This is a genomic window from Pseudomonas sp. GW823-FHT04A03 (genome assembly GCF_058796615.1).
Genome location: NZ_JBXAIV010000002.1, coordinates 214,260 through 228,782, shown reverse-complemented (window position 1 = coordinate 228,782; position 14,523 = coordinate 214,260). Strand labels below are relative to the sequence as shown.

12 protein-coding genes are annotated in these 14,523 nt (G+C 61.8%); 5 read left to right on the top strand and 7 right to left on the bottom strand.

Going from position 1 to position 14,523, the window contains the following annotated elements; translation table 11 throughout:
• Nucleotides 1-146 precede the first annotated feature (146 nt).
• Nucleotides 147-2,348 carry a hypothetical protein gene (locus AC1Q9F_RS06935; RefSeq protein ID WP_207985242.1) on the bottom strand — a complete coding sequence of 734 codons (2,202 nt, stop codon included), beginning with the start codon at nt 2,346-2,348 and terminating at the stop codon, nt 147-149.
• Nucleotides 2,349-2,544: 196 nt separating this feature from the next.
• Between AC1Q9F_RS06935 and AC1Q9F_RS06930 the strand changes: the two genes are divergently transcribed.
• A complete protein-coding gene (locus AC1Q9F_RS06930; protein ID WP_492619686.1) occupies nt 2,545-3,441 on the top strand; it encodes an NAD(P)-dependent oxidoreductase in 897 nt (298 codons plus the stop codon).
• Here AC1Q9F_RS06930 and AC1Q9F_RS06925 read toward each other — a convergent pair.
• Complete coding sequence (locus AC1Q9F_RS06925; protein WP_492619687.1) at nt 3,332-5,614, bottom strand: putative bifunctional diguanylate cyclase/phosphodiesterase; 2,283 nt, start codon at nt 5,612-5,614, stop codon at nt 3,332-3,334. The two genes, AC1Q9F_RS06930 and AC1Q9F_RS06925, sit on opposite strands and share 110 nt — an antisense overlap.
• Nucleotides 5,615-5,777: 163 nt before the next feature.
• Complete coding sequence (locus tag AC1Q9F_RS06920) at nt 5,778-6,131, bottom strand: YkgJ family cysteine cluster protein (RefSeq protein ID WP_007959180.1); 354 nt, start codon at nt 6,129-6,131, stop codon at nt 5,778-5,780.
• 303 nt (nt 6,132-6,434) lie between these two features.
• On the opposite strand from AC1Q9F_RS06920, the gene AC1Q9F_RS06915 reads away from it, so the two are divergent.
• Nucleotides 6,435-7,784, top strand: coding sequence for a spinster family MFS transporter (locus tag AC1Q9F_RS06915; protein ID WP_492619688.1), 1,350 nt, complete (start codon nt 6,435-6,437; stop codon nt 7,782-7,784).
• A gap of 69 nt (nt 7,785-7,853) precedes the next feature.
• Here the strand turns inward: AC1Q9F_RS06915 and rapA are convergent, their stop codons facing one another.
• On the bottom strand, nt 7,854-10,700 hold the full coding sequence (rapA, locus tag AC1Q9F_RS06910) for an RNA polymerase-associated protein RapA (protein ID WP_492619689.1): 2,847 nt from the start codon (nt 10,698-10,700) through the stop codon (nt 7,854-7,856).
• A 243-nt stretch (nt 10,701-10,943) separates the two neighbouring features.
• Here rapA and AC1Q9F_RS06905 point away from each other — a divergent pair, with 243 nt between their 5' ends.
• Nucleotides 10,944-11,285 carry a hypothetical protein gene (locus AC1Q9F_RS06905; RefSeq protein WP_007959194.1) on the top strand — a complete coding sequence of 114 codons (342 nt, stop codon included), beginning with the start codon at nt 10,944-10,946 and terminating at the stop codon, nt 11,283-11,285.
• Here AC1Q9F_RS06905 and AC1Q9F_RS06900 read toward each other — a convergent pair.
• The 3 genes from AC1Q9F_RS06900 to AC1Q9F_RS06890 form a co-directional block, all read right to left on the bottom strand.
• Entirely contained in the window at nt 11,255-12,466 is a 1,212-nt protein-coding gene (locus tag AC1Q9F_RS06900; RefSeq protein WP_492619690.1) for an aminotransferase class V-fold PLP-dependent enzyme, read from the bottom strand. The genes AC1Q9F_RS06905 and AC1Q9F_RS06900 overlap by 31 nt on opposite strands.
• Complete coding sequence (locus AC1Q9F_RS06895; RefSeq protein ID WP_492619691.1) at nt 12,463-12,933, bottom strand: RidA family protein; 471 nt, start codon at nt 12,931-12,933, stop codon at nt 12,463-12,465. Before AC1Q9F_RS06895 ends, AC1Q9F_RS06900 begins: the two co-directional genes overlap by 4 nt.
• A gap of 88 nt (nt 12,934-13,021) precedes the next feature.
• Entirely contained in the window at nt 13,022-13,888 is an 867-nt protein-coding gene (locus AC1Q9F_RS06890; protein WP_492619692.1) for a LysR substrate-binding domain-containing protein, read from the bottom strand.
• A 185-nt stretch (nt 13,889-14,073) separates the two neighbouring features.
• Here AC1Q9F_RS06890 and AC1Q9F_RS06885 point away from each other — a divergent pair, with 185 nt between their 5' ends.
• Together AC1Q9F_RS06885 and ccoM are read left to right on the top strand one after the other, a co-directional pair.
• Nucleotides 14,074-14,235 carry a hypothetical protein gene (locus AC1Q9F_RS06885; protein WP_007959203.1) on the top strand — a complete coding sequence of 54 codons (162 nt, stop codon included), beginning with the start codon at nt 14,074-14,076 and terminating at the stop codon, nt 14,233-14,235.
• 145 nt (nt 14,236-14,380) lie between these two features.
• Nucleotides 14,381-14,497, top strand: coding sequence for a cytochrome c oxidase subunit CcoM (ccoM, locus tag AC1Q9F_RS06880; protein ID WP_007959205.1), 117 nt, complete (start codon nt 14,381-14,383; stop codon nt 14,495-14,497).
• The last annotated feature ends 26 nt before the right edge of the window (nt 14,498-14,523 follow it).

Below are 14,523 nucleotides of genomic sequence, written 5' to 3'. Positions count from 1 at the left end.
TTAATTGTTTCGGGATGTTGGAAAGTTCGGGAGTTGGGTGCTTTGCCGGGCCTCTTCGCGAGCAAACTCGCTCCCACAGTATCCGTGTCGAGCACAAAACCTGTGGGAGCGAGCTTGCTCGCGAAGGGCGGCGACCCGGTCCTGGATCAGACCGAGTAAGACTTGCCAGTATGGTTATTGAGGGAAATAACCTTGGTCTTGCCGATCCGGTGACGGTAGATCTCGCGCAGGTACTTGATCGACTTCTTCACGCAATCGCGCGACAGGCGAATGTCGTTGATCGAGACAAACTTCTCTTTGTCGTTGATCAGCTCGCGATACTTCTTCTCGTACATCGGCTTGATCGCGTACCAGTTGGTATCGAGGATCTTCGCCGGGTTCTCGAATTCGTTGAGCAGGTCGTCGATGCGGTCTTCGTCGAATTCTTCGTTGATGATGAAATCGAGGATCGAGTTGTCCAGAGTCTCGTCGAAACGGTACGGGGTCTTGGCGAAGCAACGCTTGATGAATGCCACGATCAGCGTCAGGAAGTCGTCCGACAGGCACGGGCTCTTGGCGATCAGGGTGGTCAGCGACAGGTTGGCCGAGGCACCGATCACCAGCGCGTAGCGCTTGAGCGTAGTGTTCGGGAACAGGCTGTTGAGGTGGGTCTTCAACCGGTTCAGGTCCATGTACGACAGCTTGTAGTCTTTCGGCAGCGAAACGATCGAGACCACCGACGAGCAGTTCTTGAAGAAGTGCAGGTCATGCAGCGCGGCGGCGTCGTAGCCAGAGTTCTTGTATTGCTCCAGCGACGCGCGATAGCGCTTGGACTCGATCGGCAGCAGGCTGATGCCTTCGATGGCCTGGGTCACCTTGTTGAAGTGCGGCAGATCGATCGAGCGGAAGAACAGGTCGTCGATGTTCAGGCGCTGCGGCTCTTTGTCGAACACCTTGAACTTGTCGCTGCTCGGCGGCGGGGTTTCCGGCACCACGGACTCAGCGTAGGCAATCGCCACCGGGCCGGCCAGACTCATGAACAGGTCGTTGGCATCCAGGCGAATGGTCTCGCCGATGTCGATGCCGGCGCGACGGAAATAGTTCTGGTCGTAGTCGGTCGTGACCGCCTGGGCCGTCAGAATGTTGAAGATCTGCTGCGAGATGTACTGGTTGGCGTGCTTCTCCATCGCATTGACATCAATGTTCTGGATGTTGCCGTCATCGCTCTCTTCGGCGTAACGCATGATGTCGTTGGAGATCAGCATCATCGCGTTCCACGGGCGGATACGGCCCATGACGCTGGCTTCGCTGCTGTCTTCGTTGGCGAAGTTGTACGAGAAATCCCATTCTTCCGAGAGGTATTTGCACAGCAGGCGACCGGCGTTGATGTGCAGCGCCTCGGACATTTCGCTGCGGTGGTCGGAAATGTTCGGCAGCACGCAGATGCCGCTGGTGAAAATCGGCTCGAACACGAACGAATGACCGCTCTTGCCGTCATGCTCGTCCATCGGCTTGGTGTCGAACGTCTTGTTCATGTACGAGTGCTGCTGGGCCAGGCCGAATTCCGAGGCCATGCCCGAACCGGTACCGCCGCCGGCACTGAAGATCGAGAAATACAGGCGCGACTGGTTGGCCTTGATGCCGCAGCTGTCGATCAGGTACGAGTGGATCATTTTCCAGTCAGGGCTGGAGAAGCGCTGGGTGTCCTTGTTGAGGATGATCTTCGCCAGGTACTGGCCGAGGATCGGCGCGTTACCGGCGCCACCGGCGTGGACTTCGGACAAGTCCATGATCTTCATCTTGCTGTAGTCGCGCAGGAAACCGCTTTTTTCGCCCTTGCGCGAGAAGCGGATGCGCCCGGCAATGTCCTTGTCGAGGTCACCGAGCATCACCAGCGGTTCCACCAGGAACACCGGTTTGGTCGACTTGTTCGGGCCGATCCGCAGGTTCTGCTTGATCCACTGGGCCGGGCTGTAGCCTTTGTCGGAGGCCAGGCGGCGGTCAGCCGCGCGGTCTTCGTTGTTGAATTCGTTGAGGTAGAACTTGCGCGCGTTGTACACCAGTTCCGCCACATCGAGGGCGATGTTGGAGCCGCAGCGACCGAGGCCGATCAGGCACACCGACGGGAATTCCTGATCGTTGTGCTGTTCGTTGTCGCCTTCCAGGTGCGGCGGGCGCGGGAACACCAGGTCACGCAGGCCATCGAGGTTGTCGAGGATGCGGTCGGTATTGGTTTCGGTGAAGTACAGGTATTGCTGGGTGCCCAGCGGGCGCGAAGGAGGCAATGGCTTCATCGGGGCAGGGCTGTTTGCCGCAGGGCTCAGAGTCAGATCGGATACCGCAGTGGCCGGATTGTTTTTAGAAGTCATTGTGCGCCATATACCTGGACTGGTTGGTCGGCGACCGCTGTCGTCGAGCCTCACGGAATGGGAATCTCGCGTCTTTTTTCTGCGCGTGTCTTGCCCGTGCGTCAGGGACTTTGCCTGAGTGCCGCGCGGGGGAATCCTTTCCTGATTGATGATGGATCGGCCATTATTCGGCGATCTTTAATCAAAAGGAGGCTAAATGATGTCAACGCGACCTTCGTTGGGGTTTGCCGGAATCGGCCTGATGGGCCTGCCGATGTGCCGCCGTCTGCTGGCCGCCGGTTATCCGCTGACCGTGTGGAACCGCAACCCGGCCAAGTGCGTGCCGCTGGTCGAGGCCGGCGCCCGGCAGGTGGCGACCCCCGCTGAACTCTGTGCACAGGCTGACGTGGTGATGCTATGCCTGGCAGACACGGCGGTGGTGCGCGAGGTGGTGTTCGGCCCGGCCGGCGTGGCCGAAGGAGCGAAACCCGGTCAGTTGCTGGTGGATTTTTCCAGCCTCGAACCGACTGCTACCCGTGAGATGGCAGCCGAACTGGCCGGCAAGACAGGCATGTCCTGGCTCGATTCGCCGGTGTCCGGCGGGGTGGTCGGGGCCGAAGCCGGCAGTCTGGCGATCATGGTCGGTGGTGATGCAGCGGATCTTGATCGCGTGCGACCGGTATTGCTCGAACTCGGGCAACGCGTCACGCACATGGGCGGCGTCGGCGCCGGTCAGGTGACCAAGGCCTGCAATCAGATGATCGTTGCCTGCAACGCCTTGGTGATCGCCGAAGTGGTGGCGCTGGCCGAGCAGGCCGGGGTCGATGCCAGTCTGATCGCCGAGGCGCTGGCCGGTGGTTTTGCCGATTCGAAACCGTTGCAGATCCTCGCGCCGCAAATGGCCGAAAGCCGTTTCGAGCCGGTGAAGTGGCACGTGCGCACGCTGCTCAAGGATCTGGATACCGCGGTGAAGTTTTCCCGGGAAACCGGCTCGGCCACGCCGATCAGCGGATTGGCCGCACAACTGATGCGCCTGCATGGGGCGCAGGGCTTTTTGCAGAAGGATCCAGCGACACTGGTGCAAATGTACCGCGCGCCAGACTCAGCGGATTGACCGTGTGCGCGTGTTTGCGCTGGTTGATTTCTTCCAGCACCGGGCGCAGTTCCGCCAGTGGCACCGGGCGGCTGAGCAGGTAGCCCTGAATGAAGTCGCAGCCTGAACGCTCAAGAAACTCGTATTGCTCCAGGCTTTCGACGCCTTCGGTGACCACCTGCAAGTGCAGGGTGTGCGCCATGACGATGATCGCCTGGACAATTTCCATGTCGGCGGTGGCCTTGGGAATATCAAGAATGAACGAGCGATCGACCTTCAGGGTGTTGAGCGGCAGGCGCTTGAGATAGGCCAGCGACGAATAACCGGTGCCGAAGTCATCGATCGACAGTGACACGCCGAGGGCGCGGATCTGCCGCAGCAACACCAGGGTGTTGGCGATGTTGCCCATCAAGGCGTTTTCGGTGACTTCCAGTTCCAGCCGTTCCGGGGCGACCCCGGCGCTGCGCAAGGCGTGCTCGATTTCATTGGCCAGTTCTTCCCGGGCCAGATTCAGCGGTGAGCAGTTCCAGGCGATCTTCAAGTCTTCGCAACCATGGCGCGACAGCTCGCCGAGGTCTTCACAGGCCTTGCGCAGGACCCAGTTGTCGAGCTCGGCAATCAGGCCGTTGTTTTCGGCGATGGCGATAAAACGATCCGGAGGAAGCAGACCGTGCACCGGGTGCTGCCAGCGGATCAGCGCTTCGAGCTTGGTGACCTTGCCGGTCTTGAGTTCGAAGATCGGCTGGTAATACAGCAACAGGCCGTTCTCTTCACGCAGGGCGTGGCGCAGCTCTTCCTCCAGCTGCAGTTCGAGGCTGGCGCGGTTCTTCAGGTTGGAATCGAAAAAGTGCACGCCGTTGCGCCCGGCGCCCTTGGACTGGTATAGCGCCAGATCCGCGTGCTTGAGCAGTTCATCGCAGGTGGAGCCGTCCTCGGGAAACAGGCTGATGCCTATGCTGGTGGTCATCACCATGCGCCGTCCCGCCAGTTCGATCGGCTCTTTCATCTTGAGCATGATGCGCTGGGCCAGATTGCGCGCTTCTTCGCGGTCGCGCAGGCCGATGAGGATGCAGAACTCGTCGCCGCCGAACCTCGCGACCACGTCTTCATGGCTGCGCACCGAACCCTTGATGTGCTGGGCGATGACCTTGAGCAGTTCGTCGCCGGCGTCATGGCCGAGGCTGTCGTTGATGCGTTTGAAGTGGTCGATGTCGAGAAACATCACCGCCAGCATCCCGCCTTCGCTGGATTTCTGGCTGAGCTTTTCGGCGAAGATCTGATTGAAGCCGCGCCGGTTGATCAGGTTGGTCAGGGCGTCGTAGTTGGCCACGTGTTGCAGTGACATGCGCGCCTGATCGAGCTGGCTGAGCAGGGCGTTGACCCGGCGCAGATCGTGTTCCTTGTTCTGCAGCTTCTTGTCGGCCAATGCGGCGCTGATGGCGCTGCCGAGAATCAGCAGCGTGATCAGCGCGACGGTCAGGCCCAACTGCAAGTGACCGGTTTGCGACGCCAATGTCGGCAGTTGCCCTTCGGGTAGCACCAGTTGCAGCGCCGCCATGCCGGTGAAATGCATGCTGAGGATACCGGCGCCGAGAATCAGCGCAGCCACGTATTTGAGCATCTGGATGTGCAGACCGCTGCCTTCGCGCAGATAACCGGCCACCCACAGTGCGGCAAAGCTGGCGCCGATGGCGATCATGATCGATGAGATGAACAGGGTGGGCTCGTAGTAAGCCGTGGCGGCGGATTCGATGGCGGCCATGCCGACGTAATGCATGCCGGCGATGCCCAGACCGATGACGATGGCGGTCTTGAGGTATTGCAGCAGACTCGGCTGCGGATGGCTGAGGGTGTGCATGGCCAGCCAGGACGCCAGTAACGCGATCACCAGGGAAAACAGGGTCACGGGCAAGTCGTACTGAATGTCGATCGGCGCCTGGAATGCCAGCATGCTGATGAAATGCATGGCCCAGATACCGCCGGCCAGGCATGTTGCGCCGATCCAGCGCCACAGTCGCTGCGAACCGGGCTCTTCAGCGTGGGCGACCCGTTCGGCCATGTCGAGGGTAGCGAAACTCGCGGCGCAGGCAACCAGATAGGCCACCAGTACCAACAGGGGATTGTGTGTGCAATTGAGGATGACCTGCCCGCTCTCCGGCTGCTCGGCAACAAACTGCAAACCAAGCCACTCCATAGCATGCCCCGTCTCTGAGTGCGTCCTTACTGCGTCATCAACGCAGGCGAATGTTTGCAGTATAGAGGCGGTTTTTGCCGTGCAAGCGGTAGTGGCACATTGGCGCTAATGATTTTGGCATGAGCGTCATAGCGTTTGGCGCTAAGCGTTGAAACGCCTGAACTCAGGCGACTTCGTTCCAGTGCGGTTGCAGCGGCGGCAGGCCAAAACGGGCTCGCGCCTTGTCGCAGTCGGTGTTCTGTTCGCCGTTTTCCCACGACGCTTCGAACTCGCGGCAGGGGCTGGAACGCTTGTCGTAGATAGTGCAGGCCACCGACTTTCCGACTTCGCCCTCCAGCGCAGTGCAACGCGGCGCCTTGCGGTCGGTGCCGATCATCGCGACCCGGCTGGGCGTGATCTGGGTGACCAGTTCATCGGGCACGGTCCCGCCGGAGGATGCGCATTCACCCCAGAAAAAAGAAACACGAAAATGGGAACAGCAGGCACCGCAATTCAGACACGGACTGACTTCGGACATGGGCGGGGGTATCAAAGGGATTGATCGGCAGGATCCGGACGGATCCGGCGGCCATTCTAGGCTTTGCCACGGCGTTGGGAAGGGGGGCGAGAAAGTATTTTTTCATTGCCGGATTTTTCCGCAAACCCCCCGGTTTTAGGGGGATTCGAAGCATTTCAAGGGCTTACGTTTCGTTACACGGCCATGGCCCGTCATCAGGCTGACGAATGATCACAGACAGCCCCGACGAGCGTGACTAGATTGCAGGTTCCGGGCTCGGATGCGTTGGCAGTGAAGCCCCAATAACAATAAAGAGACGGACCCATGCAGAACTCGACCCAAGCGGCGAATGCCTGGCGCATTCTGTTCCTGCTGTTCCTCGCCAACCTGTTCAACTTCTTCGACCGCACCATCCCGGCGATCATCATCGAACCGATCCGCATGGAATGGCACCTCAGCGACTTTCAGTTGGGGATCGTCGGCACTGCGTTCACTCTGGTCTACGCGATTGCCGGCTTACCACTGGGCCGTATGGCCGACACCGGTTCGCGCAGCAAACTGATGGGCTGGGGCCTGGCGACCTGGAGCGCGCTCACTGCCGTGAACGGTCTGGTCGGCAGTTTCTGGAGTTTCCTGCTGGTGCGCATGGGCATCGGCATCGGTGAAGCCAGTTACGCGCCCGCCGCCAACTCGCTGATCGGCGACCTGTTCCCCGCTCACCGCCGGGCCCGGGCCATGGGCATTTTCATGCTCGGCCTGCCGTTGGGGCTGTTGCTGGCCTTCTTCACCATCGGCTGGATGGTCAAGGCGTTCGACAGCTGGCGCGCGCCGTTCTTCATCGCCGCCGTGCCGGGGCTGGTGCTGGCGGTGTTCATGTTCTTCATCAAGGAACCCAAGCGCGGCGCGGCTGAAACCGTGCAGGTGTCCCAAGAGAAAGTCGACAGGCCGATTCGCCGGGTTCTCGCCGTGCCGACCTTCCTGTGGCTGGTGATGGCCGGGCTGTGCTTCAACTTTGCGACCTATGCCTGCAACTCGTTTCTGGTGCCGATGCTGCAGCGCTATTTCCTGATGCCGTTGCAGGAAGCGGCGGTGGCGACCGGGGTGATCGTCGGTGTGACCGGTTTGATCGGCCTGACTCTCGGCGGCTGGATCGCCGACAAGATTCACCAGCGAGTGGCCAACGGGCGACTGCTGTTTGCCGCGTTCAGCCTGATCATCTCGACCCTGTGCACGGCGTGGGCGCTGCATGCCGGGCGCATCGAGATCGGGGTGTTTGTCGCAGTGTTCAGCGTTGGCTGGCTGTTCGCTTATAACTTCTACACCTGCGTGTACACGGCGATTCAGGACGTGGTCGAGCCACGCCTGCGGGCCACGGCGATGGCGCTGTTCTTTGCCGGGTTGTATTTGCTCGGTGGCGGTCTGGGGCCGGTTGTGGTCGGCGGTTTGTCGGATCACTTTGCCAAGTCGGCGATGGTCGCGGCGGGCGCCGAGCAGATGACCGAAGCGTTCAAGGCTGTCGGGCTGCATGATGCGATGTACCTGATTCCGGTGGCGCTGTTCCTGACCATGGTGTTCCTGTTCCTCGCCTCGCGCTGTTTTGTGCGGGATGCGAAGCGGATGAAGGAGGGGCTGGTGGCTGTGGTTGAGCCGCAGAGTCAGGCCGTTACTGCTTGATCGGACAGGCAAACAAAAAGGCCCGCATCGCTGCGGGCCTTTTCATTTGTGGCGATGGAGCAGGGCGGTTTAGCCCGCCACCAGCACCCGGATCGCTTCCAGTCGCAGCGCTGCCTTGTCGAGCATCGCCAGACCTTGTTCACGCTGCTTGCGCAGGGCGTCCAGTTCGCTGTCGCGCACGGTCGGGTTGACCGCCTGCAACGCGGTCAGGCGTGCCAGTTCTTCTTCGGTATCGGCGGCCAGACGGCGGCGAGCCTCGGCGACGCGCTCGGCGTGGCGCGGGGTGACCTTGTCTTCACCGGCGTTGATCCGTGGCGTCAGCTGATCGCGCTGGGCCTGGATGAACTTGTTGGCGCTGGCGCGCGGCACGCTTTCCAGTTGATCGTTGAGGGTTTCGAACGCCACGCGCGACGACAGGTCGTTGCCGTTGGCATCGAGCAGGCAGCGCAGGGCGGCCGGCGGCAGGTAACGGCCCAGTTGCAGCGAACGCGGAGCAACCACTTCGCTGACGTAGAGCAATTCCAGCAGCACCGTGCCCGGCTTGAGCGCCTTGTTCTTGATCAGCGCGACGGCGGTGTTGCCCATCGACCCGGACAGCACCAGATCCATGCCGCCCTGCACCATCGGGTGTTCCCAGGTGATGAACTGCATGTCTTCGCGCGACAGCGCCTGGTTGCGGTCGTAGGTGATGGTCACGCCTTCGTCGTCGCCCAGCGGGAAGCTGGCGTCGAGCATCTTCTCGCTCGGCTTGAGGATCAGGGCGTTTTCCGAATGGTCTTCGCTGTCGATGCCGAACGCGTCGAACAGGGTTTCCATGTAGATCGGCAGGGCGAACTGATCGTCCTGTTCGAGGATGTCCTCGACCAGTGCTTCACCTTCGCCGGCGCCGCCGGAGTTGAGCTCCAGCAGACGGTCGCGACCGGTGTGCAGCTCGGCTTCCAGACGCTCGCGCTCGGTGCGCGCCTCGTCGATCAGCGCTTGCCACTCGCCGTCGTCGGCTTCTTCGAGCAGCGGCAGCAGGCGCGGGCCGAACTGGTGCTGCAAAGCGTTGCCGGTCGGGCAGGTGTTGAGGAACGCGTTCAGGGCTTCGTGGTACCACTGGAACAGGCGCTCTTGCGGGCTGGTTTCCAGATACGGTACGTGCAGTTCGATGATGTGCTTCTGGCCGATCCGGTCCAGACGACCGATCCGCTGCTCCAGCAGGTCCGGGTGCGACGGCAGATCGAACAGCACCAGGTGGTGGGCGAACTGGAAGTTGCGACCTTCACTGCCGATTTCCGAGCAGATCAGCACCTGCGCGCCGAACTCTTCGTCGGCGAAGTAGGCGGCGGCGCGGTCACGCTCGAGGATGTTCATGCCTTCGTGGAACACCGTGGCCGGGATGCCGGAGCGCACGCGCAGGGCGTCTTCCAGGTCCATCGCGGTTTCGGCGTGGGCGCAGATCACCAGCACTTTGGTGCGCTTGAGCATTTTCAGCTGGTCGATCAGCCACTCGACGCGCGGGTCGAATTTCCACCAGCGCTCTTCTTCGCTGGCGTCCGGCTGGGCCTGGAAGCTGACTTCCGGGTACAGCTCGGCGTGTTCGCCCAGCGGCAGTTCGAGGTATTCGTCCGGGCACGGCAGCGGGTACGGGTGCAGTTTGCGCTCCGGGAACCCCTGCACGGCGGCGCGGGTGTTACGGAACAGCACGCGGCCGGTGCCGTGGCGGTCGAGCAGTTCACGCACGAGGCGGGCGCTGGCTTCGGTGTCGCCATCGTTGACGGCGGTGAGCAGGGCTTCACCTTCGTTGCCGAGGAAACCGTGGATGGTCTTGTGCGCGGCCGGCGACAGGCGACCCTTGTCCAGCAGCTCCTGAACGGCTTCGGCCACCGGGCGATAGTTTTCGCTCTCGGCGCGGAAGGCGGCCAGGTCATGGAAACGGTTCGGGTCGAGCAGGCGCAGACGGGCGAAGTGGCTGTCCTGACCGAGTTGTTCCGGGGTTGCGGTGAGCAGCAGCACGCCGGGAATGACTTCGGCCAGCTGTTCAACCAGCGAGTATTCCGGGCTGACTTTCTCTTCGTGCCACACCAGGTGGTGGGCTTCGTCGACCACCATCAGGTCCCAGCCGGCAGCGAACAGCGCGTCCTGCGCCTTTTCGTCGTCGACCAGCCACTCCAGCGCCACGAGGGCCAGCTGGGTGTCTTCGAACGGGTTGGTGGCATCGCTTTCGATGAAGCGTTCTTCGTCGAACAGCGCGACCTGCAGGTTGAAACGGCGGCGCATTTCCACCAGCCATTGATGCTGGAGGTTTTCCGGAACCAGGATCAACACCCGGTTGGCGCGGCCCGATAGCAGCTGGCGATGGATCACCAGGCCGGCTTCGATGGTCTTGCCCAGACCCACTTCGTCCGCCAGCAATACGCGCGGCGCGATGCGGTCGGCGACTTCGCGGGCAATGTGCAACTGGTGGGCGATCGGTTGTGCGCGCACGCCGCCCAGGCCCCAGAGCGCGGACTGCAACTGGCGGCTGGTGTGTTCCAGGGTGTGATAACGCAGGGAGAACCACGACAGCGGGTCGATCTGGCCGGCGAACAGACGGTCGCTGGCCAGGCGGAACTGAATGAAGTTCGACAGCTGGGTTTCCGGCAGGGTGACCGCTTCGTTCTGCGCGTTGAGGCCGTGATAGACCATCAGGCCGTCGACGTCGTCGACTTGCTGGACAGTCATCTTCCAGCCTTCGAAGTGGGTGATCGAATCGCCCGGCGAGAACCGCACGCGGGTGAGGGGCGCATTCCGTAGCGCGTACTGGCGAGTCTCGCCAGTGGCCGGGTAAAGCACGGTCAACAAGCGGCCGTCCTGTGCCAGAACGGTGCCTAAACCAAGCTCTGCTTCGCTGTCACTGATCCAGCGTTGCCCCGGTTGATACTGCTGCGCCATGCTGCCTGACTCCCACCTTGAAAAAGCGGGCTATCTTAACGGAATGAGGGCCCGAGGCCAAAGGATAAGGAGCCTCGGCCCGGCTTTTAACCGCAATCGGCCAATTGCAGGGAAGATTAGGTCATGCATCGGTTTTACGGGATGTTGCGGCACCCTTGAGTGCCAAACCGGTCACAAGTTTGCGACCGATGGCTCAAGGCACCCCTGGCGCCGCCGATAACCTGCTGACAGGAGACCCTTCATATGCTGCCACCGATGCTCCCCCTGAGCGCCGTGCCGATCACCTCCCAGCAGGATCCGATCCGCCAGCGACCGGATATTCCCCCTGTGGTGCCGGTGCAGGAAAGCTCCAACGAAAGCACCATCGACCTGCAAAAACGCGATCCGGAAGAGGACGGCTATCTGCTGCGCGAAGAGCAGCGCCGCCAGCAGGAACGCGATCGCCGTCGCCGCGAAGCCGACGACGACCCCGAAGCGCACCTCGCCGTGCCCGGCACCGAACTGAACGCCGATAACACCGTGCCGGTGGCGCCGTTGATGGAAGATCAGCCGCGTCAGGGGCTTTGGGTCGATATCGAAATCTGAGGCCGGGTAGCCAGTTCCATCAGGTTTTCCAGCAGCACGTCGATCTCTTCTTCCGTGTTCAAGTAGCTCACTGCCACCCGCGCAATATTCGTCAGCCCGCGCGCCTGCATGTCCAGCGGCGTGTAGGCCACGCCATTGGCGCCGATGTTGATTCGCCGCTCGGCCAAAGTCTGCTTCAGTGCCACGCTGTCCCAGCCTTCGAGCGTGAAGGCGATCAGCCCGGATTGTTGATTGACCGCTCCGAGATCCCGTAGCGTCAGGCCGGGAATCGCCTTCAGGCGTTGGCGCAATCCACTGCTCAGTTGTTCGATGCGCCGGCGGACGGGGATCGCGCCGAGGCGGTTGTACTCCTCCAGCGCATTGGCCAGGCCGGCCAGCAGTGCCAGTGACATTTCACTGGTTTCAAAGCGGCGCGCGTCGTCGCGCAGGGTAAAGCGCTTGCCGTCCCACGGCGCCGACAATACATCGCGTTGCACGGGGAGCAGCCGTTGCAGGAATTGCGGTCGGATGTACATCAGTGCGGTGCCGCGCGGTCCGCGCAGGAACTTGCGACCCGCACCCTTGAGCACGTCGCACTGCAAGTCTTGAACATCGCAAGGCAACTGCCCCAGCGCCTGACCGGCGTCGATGAAATAGGGGATGCCGTGGCGCCGCACCACACTGCCGATCTGCGCGGCGGGGTTGATCAGGCCGCCGTTGGCCGGCAGCCACGTCAGGGCGATCAGCCGCACCTGGCCGTCGATCATCTGCGCCAGGGCTTGCGGGTCGACCGCGCCGTGGGCGTCACAAGGAATCACTTCGAGCCGTGCGCCGGCCTTCACCGCTTCGGCCATGCACGCCAGGTTGCCGGCCCACTCATGGCGTCCCACCAGAATCCGCTCGCCGGGCTGCCACGGCCCCAGCGCGTTGAACGCCTGGTTCCAGGCCGCCGAGCCGCTGCTGGCAAAGGCGATGTCTTCGGGTTGGGCGTTGAGCAGGGCGGAGGCCGCGTTGCGCGCGCGTTCCTGTACCCGGTTGTCCGCCGCTTCCATCGGCCCGCCGAGTGCTTCGCGTTGCAACTGTTCGATCACCGCGTCGAGGGTCGTCTGACTCGGCAATGATGCGCCGGCGTGGTTGAAGTGGATCACCTGAGCGCAGCCGGGTGTGGCGGCGCGCAGGCGCAAGATGTCGTCGATGTTCACGGCTTGAGCTCGAAGATCGCGTCGATTTCCACCGCAACGCCGGCCGGCAGGCTCGACACGCCCACCGCGGTGCGTACGTGCCGGCCTTTGTCGCCGAGGGCGTTGACCAGCAGGTTCGAGGCGCCGTTGGCGACGAGGCCCTGAGCCTTGAAGTCCGGTGTGGCGGCCACGAAAACCCCGAGGCGCAGGATGCGCACCAGTTTCGACAGGTCATCGCCCAGTGCATGGCTCAACTGGGCGAGCAGGCCCAGAGCGGCCAGTTCGGCGGCTTTAACTCCTTCTTCGTCGGAGATCGCTTCGCCCAGTCGCCCGATGAACGCAGGTTTGCCGTCGAGCAATGGAATCTGCCCGGAGATGAACAGATGGTTCTGGCTGCCCACATGGTTGACGTAATTGGCGATCGGCTGGCTCGGTTCGGGCAGGCGCAGGCCGAGTTGTTGAGCGCGTTGGCTGAGGGAATCGGTCATGGAAAGTCCTCCTGAGTGAGGGCTTCAGCATGTTGGTGAGAGCGAAGGGCGACAAACGGATAGATTTAATCCGACGCATCCAAAAAACTCATGCGTTCGCGGTTGCCTCCAGCCATTCGCAGAAACTCTGCGCCGCCGGAGTTTGTGGGCGTTGCGGGGTGACCAGCCAATAACCAATCTCGCCGAGCATTGGCGGCGTGTCGAAGGCCGGCACCAGCGCGCCTTCCTTGATTCGGCGTTCGATCATTCGCTGGCGACCCATGGCAATGCCCTGACCGGCGACGGCCGCTTCGACGACAATGTTGTAGTCGTGCAGCATGACGCCGGGCACATGAGCCAGATCGATGCCGCTGTGTTGCTGCCAGTCGATCCACTCAAACGGCTGGTGCGACTTGGCCATCAGCAACGGTCCGTTGGTTACGCCTTTGGCCTTGAAGGCGGGGCTGCACACCGGCGTCAGGGTTTCAGCCATGAACCGACGGGCCTCGACTTTCGGCCAGCCGCCCTTGCCGTAGCGGATCGCCAGATCCACCTCGCCCGCGTCGACATCGGCCAGTTGCACGGCGGGCAGCAGCTCGACATGGATGTTCGGGTATTTCGCGTTGAAATCCGCCAGACGCGGCGCCAGCCACAAGGTGGCGAAGGAGGCGAGCAGACCGATGCGCAGGGTGGTGGGGCGCTCGCCGCGCAGGTCGTGGGTGGCGGCGGCAATCGCGGCGAGGGCCGGTTGGATTTGCCGGTAGTAATGTTCGCCGGCGGGCGTCAGATCGATCGCCCGGGTGCGACGTACGAACAGTCGCTGATCGAGGAATTCTTCGAGTTTGTGCACCTGATGGCTGATCGCGCTTTGGGTCACCGACAGCTCATCGGCAGCCTTGATGAAACTCAAATGGCGGGCCACGGCCTCAAAGGCGCGCAAGGCCATCAGCGGTGGCAGATCCTGATGCAGGGGCACGGCGCAGATCCTTCGGGTTCAGGGCGAGGCGCCGATTGTGCGGGCAAATCCGGTGGGCAGTACATGAATTGTTGTAGAGCGTTTAGGTGAGTGGCTGGTCAGCGCTTGCGTCAGGCCGCATTATTGGCGCAGCCCTGTCGGTGATCCGGCAGTTGTGATTCAGTCCAAGCGATGCACCGAACGCCATGAGCCAAGACGACAAGCTGATTGACCTCAACACCGAACGCGCCAAGCGGGTTCATGACCTCAACGAGAAGCGCCTGAATGAAGTACGTCAGGCTTTCGAGCAGGCCATGCCTTTGGGTAAACCGAAGAAAAAGCCGAAAAACAAACCGAAAAAGCGTTGATCTACCCTGCATCCGTTGATGCAGGTCAGTTATTTCCCTTCCTTTCCTCCCCATGGTGACCGGCATTGATCCCGGTCAATTCCTGTGCCTGCCTGATTGGTTAACTTAGTTCCATCGCAGCAGAGCAGGGGCCAGGAGGCCAGTCATGTTTTTCGATAACGTGGTGTTTGCCGGGGTCCTGACTGTGGGGCTGATGGTTCTGTTTTTTGCAGGGTTTGGATTTTTTATCTGGAAGGATGCGAACAAGCGCAAGAAGCCTTGATTCTTCCGGGTTTGATGAGCACGCAA